Annotated in this window: 22 protein-coding genes and 1 other RNA gene; 14 read left to right on the forward strand and 9 right to left on the reverse strand. The window is 55.0% G+C overall.

The window, feature by feature from the left end; genetic code table 11:
• Positions 1-37: 37 nt before the first annotated feature.
• The 4 genes from ACR0L9_RS07620 to ACR0L9_RS07635 are packed head-to-tail and all read right to left on the reverse strand — an operon-like array spanning position 38 to position 3,140.
• Positions 38-1,132 carry a dimethylsulfoniopropionate demethylase gene (locus ACR0L9_RS07620; RefSeq protein WP_170393140.1) on the reverse strand — a complete coding sequence of 365 codons (1,095 nt, stop codon included), beginning with the start codon at positions 1,130-1,132 and terminating at the stop codon, positions 38-40.
• Position 1,133: 1 nt separating this feature from the next.
• Positions 1,134-1,640, reverse strand: a complete 507-nt coding sequence (locus tag ACR0L9_RS07625; protein WP_480895353.1) for a DinB family protein — start codon at positions 1,638-1,640, stop codon at positions 1,134-1,136.
• Entirely contained in the window at positions 1,640-2,344 is a 705-nt protein-coding gene (locus ACR0L9_RS07630; RefSeq protein ID WP_170393142.1) for a DUF1326 domain-containing protein, read from the reverse strand. The genes ACR0L9_RS07625 and ACR0L9_RS07630 overlap by 1 nt, the downstream gene beginning before the upstream one ends.
• Positions 2,345-2,348: 4 nt before the next feature.
• Positions 2,349-3,140 carry a DUF2182 domain-containing protein gene (locus tag ACR0L9_RS07635; RefSeq protein WP_170562820.1) on the reverse strand — a complete coding sequence of 264 codons (792 nt, stop codon included), beginning with the start codon at positions 3,138-3,140 and terminating at the stop codon, positions 2,349-2,351.
• A gap of 89 nt (positions 3,141-3,229) precedes the next feature.
• Between ACR0L9_RS07635 and ACR0L9_RS07640 the strand changes: the two genes are divergently transcribed.
• The 9 genes from ACR0L9_RS07640 to ACR0L9_RS07680 all read left to right on the forward strand — a co-directional run bounded on the left by ACR0L9_RS07640 (position 3,230) and on the right by ACR0L9_RS07680 (position 10,217).
• On the forward strand, positions 3,230-3,961 hold the full coding sequence (locus ACR0L9_RS07640) for a FadR/GntR family transcriptional regulator (protein ID WP_170405607.1): 732 nt from the start codon (positions 3,230-3,232) through the stop codon (positions 3,959-3,961).
• 116 nt (positions 3,962-4,077) lie between these two features.
• Complete coding sequence (locus ACR0L9_RS07645) at positions 4,078-5,478, forward strand: selenium-binding protein SBP56-related protein (protein WP_170393145.1); 1,401 nt, start codon at positions 4,078-4,080, stop codon at positions 5,476-5,478.
• A 13-nt stretch (positions 5,479-5,491) separates the two neighbouring features.
• Entirely contained in the window at positions 5,492-6,142 is a 651-nt protein-coding gene (locus ACR0L9_RS07650) for a hypothetical protein (protein ID WP_170421484.1), read from the forward strand.
• 62 nt (positions 6,143-6,204) lie between these two features.
• Positions 6,205-6,567, forward strand: a complete 363-nt coding sequence (locus tag ACR0L9_RS07655; protein WP_170393147.1) for a DUF4345 family protein — start codon at positions 6,205-6,207, stop codon at positions 6,565-6,567.
• A 36-nt stretch (positions 6,568-6,603) separates the two neighbouring features.
• Positions 6,604-6,950, forward strand: a transfer-messenger RNA (tmRNA) gene (gene ssrA / locus ACR0L9_RS07660).
• A gap of 99 nt (positions 6,951-7,049) precedes the next feature.
• Entirely contained in the window at positions 7,050-7,481 is a 432-nt protein-coding gene (locus ACR0L9_RS07665; protein ID WP_170393148.1) for an ester cyclase, read from the forward strand.
• A 129-nt stretch (positions 7,482-7,610) separates the two neighbouring features.
• Positions 7,611-8,426, forward strand: coding sequence for a chromate resistance protein ChrB domain-containing protein (locus ACR0L9_RS07670; protein ID WP_480895354.1), 816 nt, complete (start codon positions 7,611-7,613; stop codon positions 8,424-8,426).
• Positions 8,423-9,673 carry a chromate efflux transporter gene (chrA, locus tag ACR0L9_RS07675; protein ID WP_480895355.1) on the forward strand — a complete coding sequence of 417 codons (1,251 nt, stop codon included), beginning with the start codon at positions 8,423-8,425 and terminating at the stop codon, positions 9,671-9,673. The genes ACR0L9_RS07670 and chrA overlap by 4 nt, the downstream gene beginning before the upstream one ends.
• A gap of 76 nt (positions 9,674-9,749) precedes the next feature.
• Positions 9,750-10,217: a ClpXP protease specificity-enhancing factor SspB gene (locus tag ACR0L9_RS07680; RefSeq protein ID WP_170405597.1), complete on the forward strand. Its 468-nt coding sequence runs from the start codon at positions 9,750-9,752 to the stop codon at positions 10,215-10,217.
• A 26-nt stretch (positions 10,218-10,243) separates the two neighbouring features.
• On the opposite strand, the gene ACR0L9_RS07685 is transcribed toward ACR0L9_RS07680, so the two are convergent.
• On the reverse strand, positions 10,244-10,807 hold the full coding sequence (locus ACR0L9_RS07685; RefSeq protein WP_480895356.1) for a hypothetical protein: 564 nt from the start codon (positions 10,805-10,807) through the stop codon (positions 10,244-10,246).
• Positions 10,808-11,014: 207 nt separating this feature from the next.
• On the opposite strand from ACR0L9_RS07685, the gene fumC reads away from it, so the two are divergent.
• From fumC to ACR0L9_RS07705, 4 genes are read left to right on the forward strand one after another with little or no spacing between them, the layout of a single operon-like run.
• Positions 11,015-12,409: a class II fumarate hydratase gene (gene fumC / locus ACR0L9_RS07690; protein WP_170625942.1), complete on the forward strand. Its 1,395-nt coding sequence runs from the start codon at positions 11,015-11,017 to the stop codon at positions 12,407-12,409.
• The gene (locus ACR0L9_RS07695) at positions 12,409-12,585 is read left to right on the forward strand and encodes a DUF4169 family protein (protein WP_170393154.1); all 177 of its coding nucleotides are present in this window, start codon (positions 12,409-12,411) and stop codon (positions 12,583-12,585) included. Before fumC ends, ACR0L9_RS07695 begins: the two co-directional genes overlap by 1 nt.
• Entirely contained in the window at positions 12,582-12,803 is a 222-nt protein-coding gene (locus tag ACR0L9_RS07700) for a ribbon-helix-helix domain-containing protein (RefSeq protein ID WP_170405591.1), read from the forward strand. The genes ACR0L9_RS07695 and ACR0L9_RS07700 overlap by 4 nt, the downstream gene beginning before the upstream one ends.
• Positions 12,804-12,862: 59 nt before the next feature.
• The gene (locus tag ACR0L9_RS07705) at positions 12,863-13,465 is read left to right on the forward strand and encodes a DNA-3-methyladenine glycosylase I (protein ID WP_480762432.1); all 603 of its coding nucleotides are present in this window, start codon (positions 12,863-12,865) and stop codon (positions 13,463-13,465) included.
• Between the two features lie 12 nt (positions 13,466-13,477).
• Here the strand turns inward: ACR0L9_RS07705 and ACR0L9_RS07710 are convergent, their stop codons facing one another.
• From ACR0L9_RS07710 to ACR0L9_RS07725, 4 genes are all read right to left on the reverse strand, one after another.
• Positions 13,478-14,359, reverse strand: a complete 882-nt coding sequence (locus ACR0L9_RS07710; RefSeq protein ID WP_170393157.1) for a fructose bisphosphate aldolase — start codon at positions 14,357-14,359, stop codon at positions 13,478-13,480.
• 72 nt (positions 14,360-14,431) lie between these two features.
• A complete protein-coding gene (locus ACR0L9_RS07715) occupies positions 14,432-15,781 on the reverse strand; it encodes a cytochrome P450 (protein WP_480895357.1) in 1,350 nt (449 codons plus the stop codon).
• Positions 15,778-16,992, reverse strand: coding sequence for a hypothetical protein (locus ACR0L9_RS07720; RefSeq protein ID WP_170817740.1), 1,215 nt, complete (start codon positions 16,990-16,992; stop codon positions 15,778-15,780). Before ACR0L9_RS07720 ends, ACR0L9_RS07715 begins: the two co-directional genes overlap by 4 nt.
• An 87-nt stretch (positions 16,993-17,079) precedes the next feature.
• Positions 17,080-17,832 (reverse strand): cytochrome c biogenesis CcdA family protein, encoded by a 753-nt coding sequence (locus tag ACR0L9_RS07725; RefSeq protein ID WP_170393160.1) that lies wholly within the window; start codon positions 17,830-17,832, stop codon positions 17,080-17,082.
• 105 nt (positions 17,833-17,937) lie between these two features.
• Here ACR0L9_RS07725 and ACR0L9_RS07730 point away from each other — a divergent pair, with 105 nt between their 5' ends.
• Entirely contained in the window at positions 17,938-18,171 is a 234-nt protein-coding gene (locus tag ACR0L9_RS07730) for a sulfurtransferase TusA family protein (protein WP_480895358.1), read from the forward strand.
• Positions 18,172-18,196: the final 25 nt, after the last annotated feature.

Consider the following 18,196-nt stretch of genomic DNA (forward strand, 5'->3'; position numbering starts at 1 on the left):
CTATTGCCTCAATCGGCTGTGTTCCTGAAACAAGGGCTTAGCGCCAGAATTTTTCCTGCACCTCGGCCCATCGCATTCCATGTTCGGTCATCAATTCAATCCGCGTACCTGGCGCCCAATGGGACCGGTCGACCATTCCAATGGCTACATTCACTCCAAACTCGGGTGAATACGCAGCCGAAGCCACCTGCCCGACCTGCCGGCCCCCGGCCATCAGCGGCCAAGATTCGGTGCACGGTCCGATCTCACCTTCAATGACAAGCGGACGGATCTGCCGGGGCGGACCGTTTTTCGCCTGATCCGCCAAGGCGGCTTTGCCGATATAATCCAGCGGAGAATTGCAGAACCGTGCTAGCCCGCATTCATAGGGCGTATTCTCGCGCCGCATGTCCGACCCGAAACTCAACAGACCGCTTTCAACACGCTCAATCCCGTTTGGGCAACCTGCCCGCACATTCAGGTCTCGGCCATTAGAAAACAGCGTGTCCCATAGTGGCATGCCATAATCCGTTCCTTCGACGTATATCTCGAACCCGCCTTGTTTTGACCAGCCAGACCGGGCGACGACGAATGATGTATCTTCAAACGCTAACCGTTTATATCGAAAGAACTTTATATCCCTGACTTCATCACCAAAGACGCGCGTCATCAGCTCGTCCGCCTTGGGGCCCTGTACCGCCAAGGGCGACACATCCGGCTCAGAAATATCGACATCCAGCCCCAGCGCAATCACGATTCCCAGAGCAAATTGCCAAAGGTCACCATCGGCAACCGACAACCAATAGTGATCATCCGCCAGTTTGATCGCAACAGGATCATTCAGCATGCCGCCATTGTGATCTACTATCGGCACATAATAGCACTGGTTCGCCTGCATTTTGTCCATATCGCGCGGGCTGAGCATCTTCATCAGCCGCAACGCATCCGGGCCTTTGATCTGTACCTGCCGCTCACACGAGACATCCCAGACCTGAACATGCTGTTTCAGATGCGCCGCATCAGCCTCGATGCTTTCAAAAACCGTCGCAAGCAGCATGTGATTATAAACGGTATACCCTGTGACGCCTTCGGCCTCGACGCCCGGAGTGAATGGGGTTTTGCGCACGCGCCGGTTCGGTGAGATGACTGCCATGTCAGAAATCCTCTGGCAGAAAGACAAGATCGCTGACAGGTGCCTGCGAACCAGCCTCGGTCAGCATTTGGTGCAATTGTCCGCGATGATGTGTCTGATGATTGAACATATGAATGACGCATTGCCCGTAAGGCTTTGTTACGTCGTTCTCTTTTGCAGCCGAGTACCACGTGAACGAACCGCTCAGGACATCATCCCCCAACGTATTGGCCCATCTGGCAATACGGGCGTCAATCGTATCGCGCAGCGGCAGCCAGTCGGCCATGCCAGTGCAGATCGAGACACTCTCAGGAATGCCGCCACCTGGCCACGGTCCCTTGTCAAACCGGGAAATCCAGATCCAATCCCCCCAAAGCAGATGATTGGCAGTTCCCATGATCGACCCGAAAAAAGCGCCGCGATCCCGTGCCAATTCTTCGTCTGAAAGAGCTTTGAGAAAGCTCTTTAACTGGTTGTTTTGCCAGTGGTTATATCGCGCCATTTCACGGGCATAGGCACCGGTTATCATTACTTTGGCCCGTGCCAGTCAATCGGGCAGATCTCGGCTGACTTGCCGCCGAAGTCCCATACGCGACCATAGTCGCGCACCTTGGATTTCGTGCCTTTTGCTACAATGATGTCCGGCCCCATCCAGTATTTCGAATTTGAAACCATCACTGGGTGCTCTGGGTCTTTGCCAGCAAGCATTTCGATCTCACCCTGAATCTTGCGCCCTATCATGATCCGGCGTTTGGTGCCGTCCCTTTCGATCTGAACCGGTGCACGTTCAGCCCCTATGATCTCGCTGACCAACATAGTGAACAGCCCGGTTGTGCCACCTGCCTGACCGCTGAATATTTGCAACAGTCCATTATAAGCCTTGCCGCTGGCACGTTCATCCACATAAGCCGCGACTTTCCACTGGCCTTCGCCCATGCGTCCGGGGATATCAACCAACAGGCCCACATTCAGTCCGGACAAATCTTCGCCTTCGTAGTGGCCTTCGTCGATCGCGATACCCATCCACGCGTGGCAATGCCCTTCGGTCGGAGGGTGTGCACCCAGCGAAACCACGCATGGGCAGAATACGTCACACGAACAGTTCAGGATCAGTTCACCCTTAACCGCCCAATCGGTCGGGCTCATCTCACGCCGCTTGGGATTTGGCATCCGGCTGTCAATTCTTTGACTGACTGGCAGCTTGTCTGCATCCGGTTTTCTGTTTTTTGCCATCGACTTATCCTCCGTAAACAATGTGATGAGCGAGCAGGGCAAAACCACCCGCAATCAAGACGAATCCCATAGGACGGGTCACGGCGTGCCCGATCTGGGGAAGTTTTTCCAATACCATGAACAGGGTCGCCAGCCCCATCCAGAGCAGGCTCATGACGCCGCCGACAAAGCCCAACGCCATGAAGCCCCAGCAGCAACCGACACAGAACGCACCCAGTCCGACGCCCATGCGTACACCGCCGCCGAATCCGGTTTTCCAGTGGCCCAGAAAATACGTCATCGGTGCATGGCAAACACCGTGGCAGACTTCTTTCGCCCGAGAAAACTGAAAGGCACCCACGGCGATCAACAGGCCGGCGGCCAAATATGGCGATTTAGCGATTCCCAACATATCAACCGCGCCGCCAAACAGCAGCGCCAATTGCAGGCCAGTGATCAGCGCAGCAAAGCCCACCCAAACTATGAAATATCCGGATAGAACGCCCAGCCACCCTGCCCGCGTACCGTTCGCGCTGCGGATCAGATCATCATAACTGCGCAACGTGGGCACCAAAGTCGGCAGCATCATGGCCGCCATCATGATCGCCCACATCCAGAAAAGTGGGCCGAACTCGGCCATGGGCATATACATGTCCATACGCGGATCCATGGCCGCCATCGCCTGACCCATCGGTCCGGGTCGACCGATCCAGTCCACGTCCATATCGCGGCTCATCGAGACCATCATCCACCACGACCAAAGGATCGTGATGTAGAAGCCCAACCAAAGCGCGCTGCGGAAAATTGAGCGACTCACTTGCTCCTCCCGACTCAACTCTCTTGCTTTTCAAATGTCAGACTTTTAAATGTCAGACAAATAAAAATTACGCATCGCCGAAAACAACCATGAAAATCGACCCTCAGAGTACTGCAGATCTATCCGCTCAAATTGCTCAGGCGATCCGCGACGCCATTATTTCGGGTCGGTTAATCGTAGATGAGCGTCTGCCCTCAGAATCTGAGTTGGCCGATCAGTTCAAAGTATCACGGCCTACGGTTCGCGAAGCACTGAAACGTCTGGCAGCGCAGTCCCTTATCCGCACGCAACGCGGGGCATCGGGTGGTGCGTTTGTGAACCGACTGAGTTTTGAGGACGCCTATTCCCAACAAGTCACAACCTCGACACTGCTGCTGTCGATGAACGCTGTCAGTTTCGACACCGCATGCGAAGCGCGTTATGCGCTCGAACGTGCATGCGCTGCTTTGTCGTCACAACGCCGCACCGCAGATCAACTCGCCACCATGCGGGCCGAGATATTTCGTCAGGCGCAACCAGGTCTCACAGATGAGGCTTTCTGCGCGTCCGACGTCGCCTTTCATCGCGCGCTTGTGGATGGCGCGGGCAACCCCGTTCTGTCCTACCAATTGGCCGGTGCGGTCGAGGCTATGCAACCTCTGATGAACATGATTACGTTCACGGCTCGATCCCGCGAAGAGATCATTGCCCTCCACAGTGACATCACAGACGCACTAGAAGCGCGTGATGCCGGCTCGGTCGATGCAGCATTGATCAAACTTGAGGCCTACACACGGCAACTGGCGCAGGACGTGGCCGAAAGACGACGCAAACCCGCCTGACCACAGGCAAAAAGGAACGAAGGACGGCGAGGTGCCCGAGCAGGCAGCATGACATCCGGCGTTAAGACCGGAACTTCCAACATGAATTGAAGATCAATGACTTACGGGAGGACGTTATGAACCAAAGACCGGACCCAACCTTTTACCCATCAGCCAAACTGGCGATGGAGGGCCCCACTGAGACGCTTGCATTCACTTTGATGCTAAGCCCTGATTTTTCCCAACCAGACGGTTTGGCCGTCGTGAACGTGGATCCGACTTCGGATGATTACGGAAAAATTGTCCATCAAGTGATCATGCCAGAGAAAGGCGATGAGTTTCACCATTTCGGGTGGAACGCTTGTTCCTCTGCGCTGTCACCGCTTAGTGGTCATGCGTTTCTGGAACGCCGCTACCTCATTGTTCCTGGTATACGATCCAGCCGGATCTACATTATCGACGTAAAGAACCCGCTTGAGGCCAAGATACACAAGATCATCGAACCCGAAGAAGTCTTTGCAAAAACTGGATATTCCCGCCCGCACACGATCCATTGCGGACCGGAGGGGATCTACGTGAGCACGCTTGGAGGCGGTGGCGAAGACGGCACGGACGGCCCACCGGGCATTTTCATCATGGATTGCGAGAGCTTCGAGATCATCGGGCGCTACGAGATCGAGCGAGGTATCCAAGACAAACACTACGATTTCTGGTGGAACCTGCCACGCGACTATATGGTCAGTTCGGAATGGGGGCTGCCTCCGCAATTCGAAAACGGCATCGTGGCCGAGGATCTGCTTTCGAACAAATACGGGCACAGCATCCATTTCTGGAACCTGCGCAGCCGGACCAATATTCAGACCATCGATCTGGGTGAAAATCACCAGATGGCCCTGGAAATCCGGCCCGCTCACGATCCGGTCAAACAATATGGGTTCTGTGGTGTGGTGGTTGACACGACCAACCTGCAGGGCGCGATCTTTACTTGGTGGCGTAATGATGATGGCACCTTCGAGGCCAAGAAGACCATCACGATCGATCCGCAGCCCGCTGATCCTGATGACTTGCCTGAATTGCTGAAAGGCTTCTCTGCCGTTCCGCCACTGGTCACGGATATCGACCTCAGCTTGGACGATAAATACCTTTATGTGGCCTGTTGGGGCACGGGTGAGATGCATCAATACGATGTCTCTGATCCGATGAACCCGACCCTTGCGGGCAAAGTCGAGATCGGGGGGATCGTCAAGAAAACAAAACATCCCAACGGGCAAGACTTTGGTTACGGGCCGCAGATGGTTGAAATCAGCCGCGACGGAAAGCGGGTATATTGGACCAATTCGCTTTATTCCACTTGGGATGATCAGTTCTATCCCGGTGAACGCGGGGCTGCGATGGTCAAGGCGGATGTTGGCGAAAACGGAGGCCTGACATTGGATCCGAAGTTCTGGGTCGACTTCCCCGACGGATATCGGGCCCACCAAATCCGGCTTGAGGGTGGAGACTGTTCTACCGATAGTTTCTGCTACCCATCGGTCTGAGTTGGAGACTCTGATGACATCAACGGCTGGTCTCTGGCTGGCCGTTGTGCTTAGCGGCGCTTATCATGGCCTGAATCCCGGAATGGGCTGGCCGCTTGCGGTGTCTTCGGCGCTGATGGAACAACGGCCATCAGCTTTGTGGCGCGCATTGACCGCCCTGGCTGGTGGTCATTTCGTCGCCATGCTGGGGGTCCTACTGCCATTTGCTATGATGGCAGTTCTGGTTGAATATCAACGCGAAATTCGTATCGGCGCTGCGCTGATTGTGATCACAATGGGTGTTTACATCGCGATAACACGCCGGCATCCCCGGATGTTGTCGCGCGTACCGCCAAGCAAATTGGCACTTTGGTCGTTCCTCGTTGCGCTGGCACACGGCGCGGCGTTGATGTTGGTTCCGATTTATCTTGGATTGTGTGGATCAGACGAGCTGGAAACGGGCCAGATCGCAGTCTCTCAGATCATGGCGAGCAATGGCCTGCTCGTACTGACGGTCGCTGCACTTCACACAGCCGCCATGATCCTTGGCGGGGGCATTCTGGCCTTCGCCGTCTATCGCTGGCTGGGTCTTCAATTTCTGTCACGCAGTTGGTTCAATCTGGAACTTGTCTGGGCTCTCAGCCTGATCGCGGTCGGAGTTATAGGCTTGTGGTCAGCGATTTAGATGCTTTTCTTTACATAGTGCTGCGCTAGACTCTGCGGGCAGAGCAGAAAGGGAAAAAGTCCATGATCACAGCCCTTAACGTGATTGCCGCCTTGCTGACCATCGGCTTTGGTTTGTTCGGATTTCTGGCCCCGGCCTACACAGCCAACGCGCTGGACCTAGCCCCCACCAAAAGCACCATGGGACTTAGTGAGATGCGAGCCTCGGTTGGCGGGTTGTTCGTGGTGACAGGTGCCGTGGTTCTCTGGCTCAACACACCGATGGCATATGCCATGCTGGGCGTTGTTTATGCAGGGGCGGCGTTGGGTCGGTTTGTGTCTTTGGCGCTGGATAATCCCCCGTTCGTCAAGGCGCTGACTTTTGGTGGAATCGAGCTTGTTCTGGCCCTTTGGCTTATTCTCGCCAACATGAACAGAGCTGCTTAACTTATTGAATTTGATATAAGTCAACCTTAGCATTCCGGGTTTGCATCCGACCACGTCCTAACCTATATATGAGGGGTCCTTCGGGACTATGGACATAAACGCGCTCGTAATAAGCGGATCGGACCCGGGGGCGGTACCCGGCGGCTCCACCAACATCCTTCGTTTGAGGATCATGGGGCCGAAATAGGATCGACGAACGTCTAAAGGGGTTAGCTTTGTCTCGGCTGTCTGCCACCGTTACCGGCGAAACTAGTACAATTGCAAACGACAATCGTGCTCCGGTTGCAGTTGCTGCGTAAGCAGTAGCAAGACCGAAACTTAAGCCCTTGCGCCTAGCCGCGTAAGGCGGGGTTCGCAGGTACCTGGCAACAGAAACCTGCATTTTACCGATTATGTCTGCTCCATGCCCATAACTCACCTGGGATTCAGGGTTTATTCACTTCTCTGCTTCATCTTCCTGAACAAGCGACAGGAGGGCTGAGATGACGAATTCTGACAGGCTTAGGGCGTGGTATTCAGAGGTCTGGGAACAAGGCAATACCGATGCAATCGATCAGTTTTTTGCCCCGGATACGATGGCCGAAGGGTTGATACCCGAAATGCAGGTTGGCGCGGACGACTTTCGCGATCTGGTCATGGCGTTTCGTCATGTTCTGGGCGAGATCACAGTCGAACTGCCGAAGATCATCGAAAATGGTGATTGGGTCTCGGGTATTCTGCATGTCCGCACTTTCCGGGCCGATAACGGTGCCCCGCTTGAAGTTACCGGACAAGTCATGGCGCGCTTCAAAGGGGACAAGATGGTCGAGGCCTATAATCAGTTTGATTTCATTACACTTTTTGAACAACTGGGGCAGTTCCCACAGGATACTCTTCCGGTTTGCATGACCGGGCAAAGGTTGGACTGGGCCTGATAAACTTGACCGCAAGCTTGACCCATCCCGCATTTGCGCGCTAGCAGAGGATCAAGGGGTAAGCTTGCGAACACCCCGTGAGGCGGCAGCCCAAGTTCGCATGTATCCAAAGCAATAAGGAAACATGCAATGGCTGCCCCCAATGCAATTACACCCCGACAACTCTTGCGCCTGATCGGTACGCCTCAGGCTCCTATCCTGTTTGATGTGCGCACAGATGGGGATTTCGACGATGATCCCTCCCTCATACCCGGCGCATTCCGAATGCCATATCAAAATGTTGATGGCATAAGAAATCATACCGGCGATCATTCTTGCGTAGTAATTTGCCAGAAAGGCAAAAAGCTGAGTCAGGGCGTTGTTTCATGGCTGCAGGCTGAAGGGGTGGTGGCAGAATTTCTGGAAGGTGGAATGTTCGCCTGGCGCGCTATGCCGGGCGCAATGGTCGTGCCTGTGCCTGCCCTTCCTGCAGTTGCAAAAGGCAACACGGTCTGGGTGACGCGGCATCGCCCCAAGATTGATCGCATCGCGTGCCCCTGGCTGATCCGCAGGTTTGTCGACAGGCGCGCTCGGTTCCTGTTTGTAGTACCGGATGAAATTCAGGGGGTTGCCGAGCACTTCGGCGCCACACCCTTTGATGTTGAAGGAACTGATTGGAGCCATCGCGGCGACAATTGTACCTTTGACACGATGCTGGATGACTTCAAGCTTCGATCTGAGCCTCTGGACCGCATGGCGACGATCATACGTGCCGCCGATACAAACAGGCACGATCTGGCGCCTGAGGCCGCCGGGTTACTGGCCCTTTCGGTCGGCTTGTCGCGCCAGTATCGGGATGACCAGCAGCAATTGCAGGCTGGATTGCATATCTATGATGCACTCTATCGCTGGGCGCGCGATGGCTCTAGCGAGACGCATGATTGGCCCGCGGGTCACGGCAGATGACCCCTTCATATCAAGAGTTGATCAGGGTGTTTGGGCGCATCGGGCTGCTGTCCTTCGGCGGCCCCGCCGCCCAGATCTCACTCATGCATCAGGAGCTGGTTGAAAGGCGCCCCTGGCTGGACGAACAGACCTATCTGCGCGCGCTTTCCCTATGCATGCTGTTGCCGGGTCCCGAGGCCATGCAGCTTGCCACTTATGCAGGATGGCGGCTGCGCGGAGTGGCCGGTGGGTTAATCGCAGGCAGTTTGTTTGTACTGCCGGGTGCTCTGGTGATCGCGCTGTTGGTTTTGCTCTATGCGGCCTATGGCACATTGCCTTTGGTTCAAGCCGGATTCTTGGGCATCAAGGCCACGGTGATCATCATCGTCCTGCAAGCATTACTGAACCTATCGAGGAAAGCGCTTACAGACGTCGAGCACCGGGTTATCGCGGGCCTAGCCTTTTTGGGGATCTTTGTCTTCAACCTGCCCTTCCCTCTAATCATACTGTGCGCTGCCGTTTGGGGATTCGTGACTTCGAAAGACGACATGCGCGTTGCCGTTCAAGCCAGCCCAACACTTGCCAATCCTGTTCGCACAGCGGTTTTCTGGCTTATTCTTTGGCTGGGGCCGTTGTTTGTGCTGTCTTTGAGCGGTCAGGAACTGCTCAGCGATCTGGGCTGGTTCTTTGCCCGCCTTGCGGTTGTAACTTTTGGCGGTGCCTATGCGGTGCTGGCCTATATGACCCAGACCGTGGTCGAAACCTACCAATGGATCAGCACGGACCAGATGATCGACGCGCTAGGTCTGGCCGAAACCACGCCTGGGCCACTGATTCTGGTGACTCAGTTTGTGGCCATGCTTAGCGGTCAGATTGCCGGAGGCGCCTCGCTGGCTTTGGCGGCTGGCATTGTCGCTCTATGGGCGACGTTTGTACCGTGTTTTCTGTGGATTTTTCTTGCAGCCCCGCATCTGGACAGAATCGCCGCGCGTCCGCGTCTTGGGGCCGCGATGCACGGAATCACAGCTGCGATCGTCGGAGTGATTCTCAACCTCTCCGTGTGGTTCGGGCTAAACGTCTTGTTCACCTCAATTCCGGGGTGGCATAGGGGACCAGTTTCTATCCCCCTACCCGACCCTTCGTCGCTTGAATTCAGCGCACTTGTGCTGACCGTTCTGGCCGGCCTGTTGATTTTCCGTATGAAATCCGGTTTAGCAACCACACTTGGTATCATGGTTCTGGCCGGACTAGGCATGCAGATTTTGTAATCAATACAGCCCAGCACAGCCTTTCGTTTCCGTCCGAATGAACTATGCTGGGATTAACCACTTTCGAGGATCAACCATGTCGCAAGACATCGACTACGGGAATCTGATGCACACGGCCATGCGAGGCCTGATCAAGACCGTCCTGACCGACGTGTCCGAAACCGGCCTGCCCGGTTCGCATCATTTCTTTATCACTTTTGATACACGGCATGAGGGCGTTGAGTTGGCCGATTGGCTGCGTGAGCGCTATCCAGGCGAGATGACGATTGTCATGCAGCACTGGTTCGAAAACCTCGAAGTCGGTGACGATGGCTTTTCGATTACGCTGAATTTCGGGGATGCGCCGGAACCCCTTTACATCCCCTATCTGGCGATCAAGACCTTCGTAGATCCTTCGGTTGAGTTTGGCTTGCGCTTTGAAAGCCCGGAAGACGAGGACGAAGAGATCCATGTGACGGAAGAAGCCCCGATTGAGCTTGAGGCCGAAGAGACGGAACCTCAGCATGATGCGGATGTGGTCTCGCTGGACAGCTTCCGGAAATGACCAGAAAACCCCGCTTGATGCGGGGTTTATTCTCTTTGAAGGAATGTCTCGACCGAGCGCGACTTAACCCCATCGCGAAACCGGGAAAATGACAGGTCGAGCCCGCCATCAGCTAGTGTCCGGTCAAATTGCTGAAGCTCATAGCCACCGTTTTCGGCTATGAACAACGAAAACACCGTCAGAGTATCTCCTTCGATCCGCCCCCAAACAAAGGGTTCCCCTTTCATCGGGTCAAGCGGCACCTCATGGCCAAACACATTTCGCTTCATGGCCGCAGAATAAACATCGGGCCGATCCGAGCTTTGAAAATCAACCGAGTATTTCTCATCCTTGATGCGACCGTCGGCTTTGTAAGTCGTGGTGGTCCAACTCACGTTGAAGCCCCCTTTAATTTCCTGAATCGAAACGCTCATATCCCGAGGGGTCGCCGTACCATCCGCATCAACAACGTCGGCCGAACCGGTATAGTCGCCCACGAACGGCTCGATTCCCGTCGCCTGAGCGTGTTGCACAAATACTGCCAGCCAAAAACTCGCGGCAAACAATAACGCAAGCGTATACAAAGGGCTTTTGAGAAGTGACACGCGCATGGTTGCCTCCGTCAGGGTTATTGTCCCATCTTAACTTTAGCCCGCCGACGTACAATGGCACTGTTTTCGCTAACAGAAATTATTTGTAGCTGTGCCGCGTCTATACCTTTTCGCGGCCCAAGTTTAAGGTGCGCTCAACTGGCCGATTGCGCCACAGCCTTGCTGCGGGTAAACGGCATACGACTGCATACCAGACCGGAGCGACCGATGTCTCAAACCCGCACTGAATCCGACAGCTTTGGCCCGCTTGAGGTGCCTGCCGATAAGTACTGGGGCGCGCAAACGCAGCGTTCGATCATGAACTTCCCCATCGGCTGGGAAAAGCAGCCCGTCGCCATCGTGCGCGCGCTGGGTGTAATCAAAAAGGCCTGTGCAATTGAAAACAAAGCCATCGGCAAGCTGGACGCCAAGATCGCCGACGCGATCATACAAGCGGCCGGTGAAGTGTACGAAGGCAAGTTTGACGACAACTTTCCTCTGGTCGTATGGCAAACCGGCTCGGGCACGCAATCCAACATGAACTCGAACGAGGTCATTGCGAACCGCGCGATTGAGATTATGGGTGGCGAGATCGGCTCGAAAGATCCCGTTCACCCGAATGATCACTGCAATATGGGTCAATCCTCGAACGATACTTTCCCCACCGCGATGCACATCGCCACAGCGATGAGTGTGCGCGATGTGTTGATGCCCGGGCTTGAGAAGTTCGCCTCGGCGCTGGAAGCCAAGGCAAAAGAGTTTGCCGGTATCATCAAGATCGGCCGCACCCATACGCAGGATGCCACGCCGTTGACGTTGGAACAGGAATTCGGCGGGTATGCGCATCAAATTCGTCAGGGCATTGCGCGTGTAGAAGCTGCAATGCCCGGTATCTATGAACTGGCTCAAGGCGGTACTGCTGTGGGTACCGGTTTGAACACGCATGGCGGCTGGGATGAGGCTGTCGCCAAGAATATGGCCGATATCACCGGCCTGCCCTTTGTGACCGCGCCGAACAAATTCGAAGCTCTGGCCGCACATGATGCCATGGTCTTTTTGTCGGGCGCTTTGGCCACGATTGCCGGTTCCTGCTACAAGATTGCCAACGATATCCGTCTGTTGGGTTCGGGGCCCCGCTCAGGATTGGGTGAGCTTATCCTGCCCGAAAACGAGCCCGGTTCTTCCATCATGCCAGGCAAGGTGAACCCGACACAGGCCGAGGCGCTGACTCAGGTGGCCGCGCATGTGATGGGCAACGACGCAGCAATGAAGTTTGCAGGCTCGCAGGGCCATTTCCAGTTGAACGTCTACAACCCGATGATGTCCTATAACCTGCTGCAGTCGATCCAGCTGCTCGGCGATGCAACCGACAGCTTTACCGAGCGAATGCTGTTGGGCATCAAAGCCAACGAGCCACGCATCGACAAGCTGATGAAGGAATCCCTGATGCTGGTGACTGCTCTGGCACCGACAATCGGGTATGACAACGCCACGACCGTCGCCAAAACAGCGCACAAGAACGGCACAACACTTAAGGAAGAAGCCATTGCGTTGGGCTTTGTGGACGAGGCTACGTTTGATGCGGTTGTACGGCCCGAGCATATGATTGGACCCAAGGACTGATGGGTAAACCGGTTAACCTGAACCGGTTTCGAAAAGAAAAAGCGCGGGCTGAAAAAAAGGCCCGCGCGGATGCAAACGCTGCGAAACACGGGCAATCCAAAGCCGACAGGACCGTCGTAAAGCTGCAGCAAGACCGGCAGCGCCGGGACCTTGACGGTCACAAGGTCGACGAATGAGTGGACGTCCTGTCAAACGCTCCCTGACCTTGCAAGGTCATCGAACATCCGTTTCGCTTGAGGATGAGTTCTGGCAAGCCTTCCGTGACATCGCGCGGAAAAAAGATATCCCAATCAATGTCCTGGCGGCAAATATTGATGCAGAGCGCGACCCGGAAACCGGACTGGCTTCGGCCATTCGTGTCTTCATTCTGAATTGGTATCGTCAAACCGATTGAGTACTTGATTTCAAACAATCGCGTCGCTTATCTTCGCGGAGAACAAAAAGGGTACATTCATGAACGATTTGGCAACAGGCCCAGATGGAAAGCCTCGGTGTTCGTGGTGCAACGCCGCCCCCGAATTCTTTGACTATCATGATAACGAATGGGGATATCCGGTTTCCGATGACAGACGACTGTTTGAGAAACTGTGCCTCGAGAGCTTTCAGTCAGGCTTGAGTTGGCGCACCATTCTGTCAAAACGCGAGAATTTCAGGGCAGCATTTAGAAACTTTGATTTCAACAAGATAGCAGAATTTTCTGATGCAGATATCAATCGACTTCTGGACGACAAAGGCATCGTGCGACACCGCGGCAAGATTGAAGCCGTTATCAACAATGCCTGCCGCGTGCAGGACCTAATCGCTTCCGAAGGATCATTGGCCGCTTATGTCTGGAGGTACGAGCCTACGGCGCCACCCGCCCCGCAAAGCGCTTCCACGTCGGCAGAATCCATTGCGATGTCGAAAGATCTGAAAAAACGCGGTTGGAAATTCGTAGGCCCCACCACGATCTTTGCCTTTATGCAGGCCATGGGGTTGATCAATGATCACGCCAACGGATGTGTCATGCGCGAAAAAGCGGCGCAATTGCGCCGCGATTTCATCAAGCCCGAATAGACTACCCCACGATCAGATCGAGGCGCGGAAGATATTGTCGATATTCCCGCCGAGCGCTGCGTTGAATTCCGCGTCAGATTGCTGTTTGGACAGCCCTTCGGTCAGTGCGCGCGAAAACGACGCGATCATCTTGCTGTTTTGGCCAAGCAGGTCGCAGGCCTGCTCGGTCGAGTATCCGCCGGACAGCGCCACAACACGCAGGACGCGCGGGTGATCCGCCACCTCATCATAAAGGTTGGCCTGGCTGGGGATGGTCAGCTTCAGCATCACCTCCTGACCCTCGACCAATTGATCCAGGTTCTTCAGGATTTCTGATTTCAGAATGTCCTCAGCCTCGGCCTTGGTTTCCGAGTGGATGTTTACCTCAGGCTCGACAATTGGGACCATTCCCGCATCAGTGACCACGCGTGCGACCTGGAACTGCTGCGCGACAACGTCGGCAATGCCCTGAGCATTTGCTTCGTGGATAACTGAGCGTTCCTTGGTGCCAAAAACACCATCCGCCTTGGCCAACGTCTCAGCCAGCCCCGGAATTGGCTTCATCATCTGAACACCGTTGGCCTGATCCTCAAGTCCCTTGTCGATTTTCAGAAACGGCACGATGCCTTTTTCGGACCACAGATAATCCGCGACCTTCTTGCCGTCGATTTCTTCGCCCAAGGTCCGTTCGAACAGGATCGCGCCAATCACTTTATCCTTGGTGAAATCGTCAGCCAGAATGATCCGCGCGCGCATCTTCTGAATCTCGCCGAACATCTCTTCGTCTGATCCGTAATCCGATGCTTCAACACCATACAAAGCCAGCGCTTTGGGGGTTGAACCGCCGCTTTGGTCCAGTGCTGCGATAAATCCTGCGCCTTCGGACATCTGCGCGCGCTGTTCTGCTTTCGACATAACTCAATCCCGTTCAATATGATTCCGCATTTTCAATCCGCATACAGCATGCCGAAGAGCGATGGTAGTTTGTTAGCGCTCAACCAAGCGCAACCAAATTCCGTCTTTCGATCTGACGGTCAAATGCGCGACCGGTATCGGCGTTTTGTCTGGTATTGTTTCGAATCGGTAACGACGCAAGAGCATCGATAAGATCAAAGGACCTTCTACCATCGCGAACCCTGCGCCCGTGCAGACCCGGGGGCCAGCCGAAAAGGGAATATAGGCCTCGCGCTGGCATTTCTTTCCGTTTTCTGTCCTCCATCGCGTGGGGTCGAATTCGTCTGGCCGGTCCCAAAGCCTTTCGTGCCGATGCAAGTGCCAGGGGCTTACAACGATCTGAGAACCCTGCGAAATATCCCGATCACGGAAGCGTTCAGGACATGTCGCCTCGCGCACCATCATTGGAACTGGTGGATACAGGCGCAAAGCTTCACGAAACACATCGCGGCTAAGTTTCAATTGGGACATGGTAGAAAACTTGGGCATGTCCAGAGCTTTCGCTTCCTCAGCCAGCTTTTCCTGCCAGTCCGGATACATCGCCATCAGATAGAGCGTCCAAGCCAGTGCAGACGCGCTGGTTTCATGCCCCGCCAAAAAGAAGATGGCGACCTGATCGACCATTTCCTGCGCATCAAACCGGTCTCCGGTTTCCGGGTCTGTTGTCGTCATTATCTTGGTGGCCAGATCATCGGGGGCCGACCCGTTTTCGATTGCTATAGCGCGTTCATCCGTCAATCGGCTGATCAGATCCCGAATCTCGCTGGCGGTTTGGCGAGTTTTGCGAGAATGAAATCGGGGCATCCAGCTTGGAACCGGCACGAATGCGGCCAGGTTCAGCAAGGGCTGTTCGCGCTGATAGATTCGGAATTTATCGAAGACCTGCGCGGCAACCTCATGTTCGATAGGAACCGAAAACAGGGTACGGAAAATCACATCCGACGCGACATGGCTTGTGATTTCTTCACATTCCACCTTCTGCCCAACCCTGCCAGAAAGCCGATCCGCACAAGCCTGCGCCGCATTTAACATTGCGGGAAACGTATCTTTCAAACGTCCGCCTTCAAAGGCGGGATCAATGATCCTGCGCTGCCGTTTCCAGACTTCGCCATTGGTCAGGAACACGGACCGGCCCAATAAGGGGCGTAAGCCTTCGCTGATGCGATTTGATTTTGGAAACGCATCCGGGCGCTCTTTCAGAACTGCGCGGATCAGATCGGGTTGGTTGACCATATATGAGCGAAAGAACGGCGTTCGGAATTCAGCCATCCACGCTCGATATAGACGCTGGGGCTGAGCAGACAGCAAGTCTTGCCGAAACAGACGTAGATACCGCCACAGCGAGACCTTATCTGGTCGTGCTTCGGGCTTTGGGGGCGTCATGCTTCCACCGCGATGTATTTCGAAACAGCCCGCTCAATGCGCGATCGTGATGGGGCGCGCCATTCAAACCGCTGTTTCAATGTTTCAGGACCTGCGGTGATGCGGAAATAGTCATAAAGTCCAGGTTGATCGAACGCACAAAGATATTGAAAGTGCAGGCGAAAAAAGCGCCAACGCAATTGCTGCCATCGCGCGGGGGACAGTGTTTGGGTGAAGGCCGCAGAAAGAACCAGCGGCCCGCATTTTTTGGGGCCAGCGACGCCGCTGACCGCGACCGGATCGCACAACGCAAACGCGCAGCCATCCCCCGGTGCAGAGACATCGATCCAAGTCATATCCGCGCGTTCGGATAGATATTTAAGATCAGCGCGAAGCGTGTGTGCCTGCGGTAGAAACGAAACCATTGGCACCACCTGTCCCAAGGTCAGAAAGGATACGACTGGCTTATCCAGTACACCGCCCCGTCGTCGTAAAACATCTGCCAACACTGACACACCAAGATGGGCGCCAGAGCTGTGACCTACGACCAGCACCTCATCGGTGTCTGTGTCCAGCGTCTCGGTGATCAGGTCAGAAAACTCCCGCAGCCTCGATTGCAGATCTTGCGAATACGCGCCGTATAGCTTCGCCGAGTGGGCATAGTCATGCATAAGGTAATAAGCGAACAGACGATTATCGATCTTTCGGAACCATTGCATCAGAGCATAGATTACCCCGGCAGCAGGTACCAAAGACCACCACACAACGAGTGGTTTCAATACAGCGACTAAACCCCAAGCAATCAACAACGATGCCAAAAGCTGCAGCAGCAGCATTGCCACCGGGTATAGCGCCGCAATTACGGGCCCCTTGCGCAGCTGCATCAGCCGCCAAAGCGTACCGGTCGAGATATATATCCAGGCGGTTCTCGCCAGTTGCAGATAGGTTGCCGGTATCGATTGAGCCATGCTGTCACGCACGATATCCGACCAGACCAGAACCTGAACATCTGCATCAACAGGACTGCCGTCCTGCTGAGAAGTCACCTGCCAGCCGTAGGGACCTTCGCCCGTCCTAGCTCTAATATCGATCTGGTATCCCGATATCTCAGCCTGGGCGCGCCCCTCTTTGCGGTAGAGCTCTCGATATCGGCGCGGATGAATCGGGTCGTAGCCGGGAATGTAAAACACCCGGCGTTTGCGCACCTGCGGTTTGGATTGCTGACTGCTCATTACCCGGCCCTCTGCGCCAAAGATTAGCGCAGCGTTGACGCCAAGGTAAGACCTGGCGTCTATCCATCCGCGTTTAAAGCCAGAGGGTTAACCGAGGTTTGCCAATGCCGGGAATGTTTCCAGCAGCCACCAGCTGAATTCGGTGAACAAACCGGTGACAAGCATGATGCCAACAAACAGCAGCAGCCCGCCCATCACCTTCTCGATTGTGCCCATATGCGGTTTGATGCGGTTCATAACCGCCATCGAGCGGTTCAGGAACATCGCAGCCAGCAAGAATGGAATGCCCAGGCCTGCCGCATATACGCCAAGTAATACGGTGCCACGCGTGACTGATGCTTCGGAGGCGGCCAGCGACAAGATTGCACCTAATTGTGGGCCGATGCACGGCGTCCAACCGAAGGCGAAGGCCAGTCCCAGAATATATGCCCCGAACACAGATCCGCTGGAGTCACCCGTATCAACGCGTGCCTCACGATCCAACAAAGGAATACGGAACACGTTCAGAAAGTGCAGGCCAAAGACAATGACGACAGCACCCGAGAGTTTGGCGAAAAGCACCTGGTTCTGAAGGACAAACGCCCCAAAGACCGAGGCTGTGAAGCCTAGCAGCAGGAACACTGTCGATAGACCCAAAACAAAAAACAGTGCCGCCAGGGTCGCCTTGCGCCGCGCGCGCGCCTCATCCTGCATCTCGTTGATAGTCACACCGCTCATATACGCGAGGTACGGTGGCACAATCGGCAGCACGCAGGGAGACAGAAAACTTATCAACCCGCCCAGCATGGCGATAAACATGGCAGGCAGAAGGCCCGCGTCTATGATCTCAATTCCGAACATGACTCAGCACATATGGTATCGCGCGGGTTTCGTCACGAGGCCATTCGGTCACATCCTCGTGGTTGCGCGCTGGACAGTATCGCTCGTTAGAAATATCTCAGCCCCATGACCAATAAGATTGAAACACTGGATGCGTTGGGATTGTTGTGCCCCTTGCCTGTTTTGAAGGCTCGGAAGCGCCTGAAATCCTTGCCTGCGGGGGGTATGCTGCGCGTGCTGGCCGATGATCCAGCCGCGATTATCGACGTACCGCATTTCTGCACCGAATCTGGCCACACACTTGTCTCGCAAGAAACAGTGGATGGTCATCAGATATATGTGATCCAAAAATCGGCCTGAGGATTCTTTGGAACGCACCCTAATG

Source organism: Ruegeria sp. I3 (assembly GCF_056532525.1).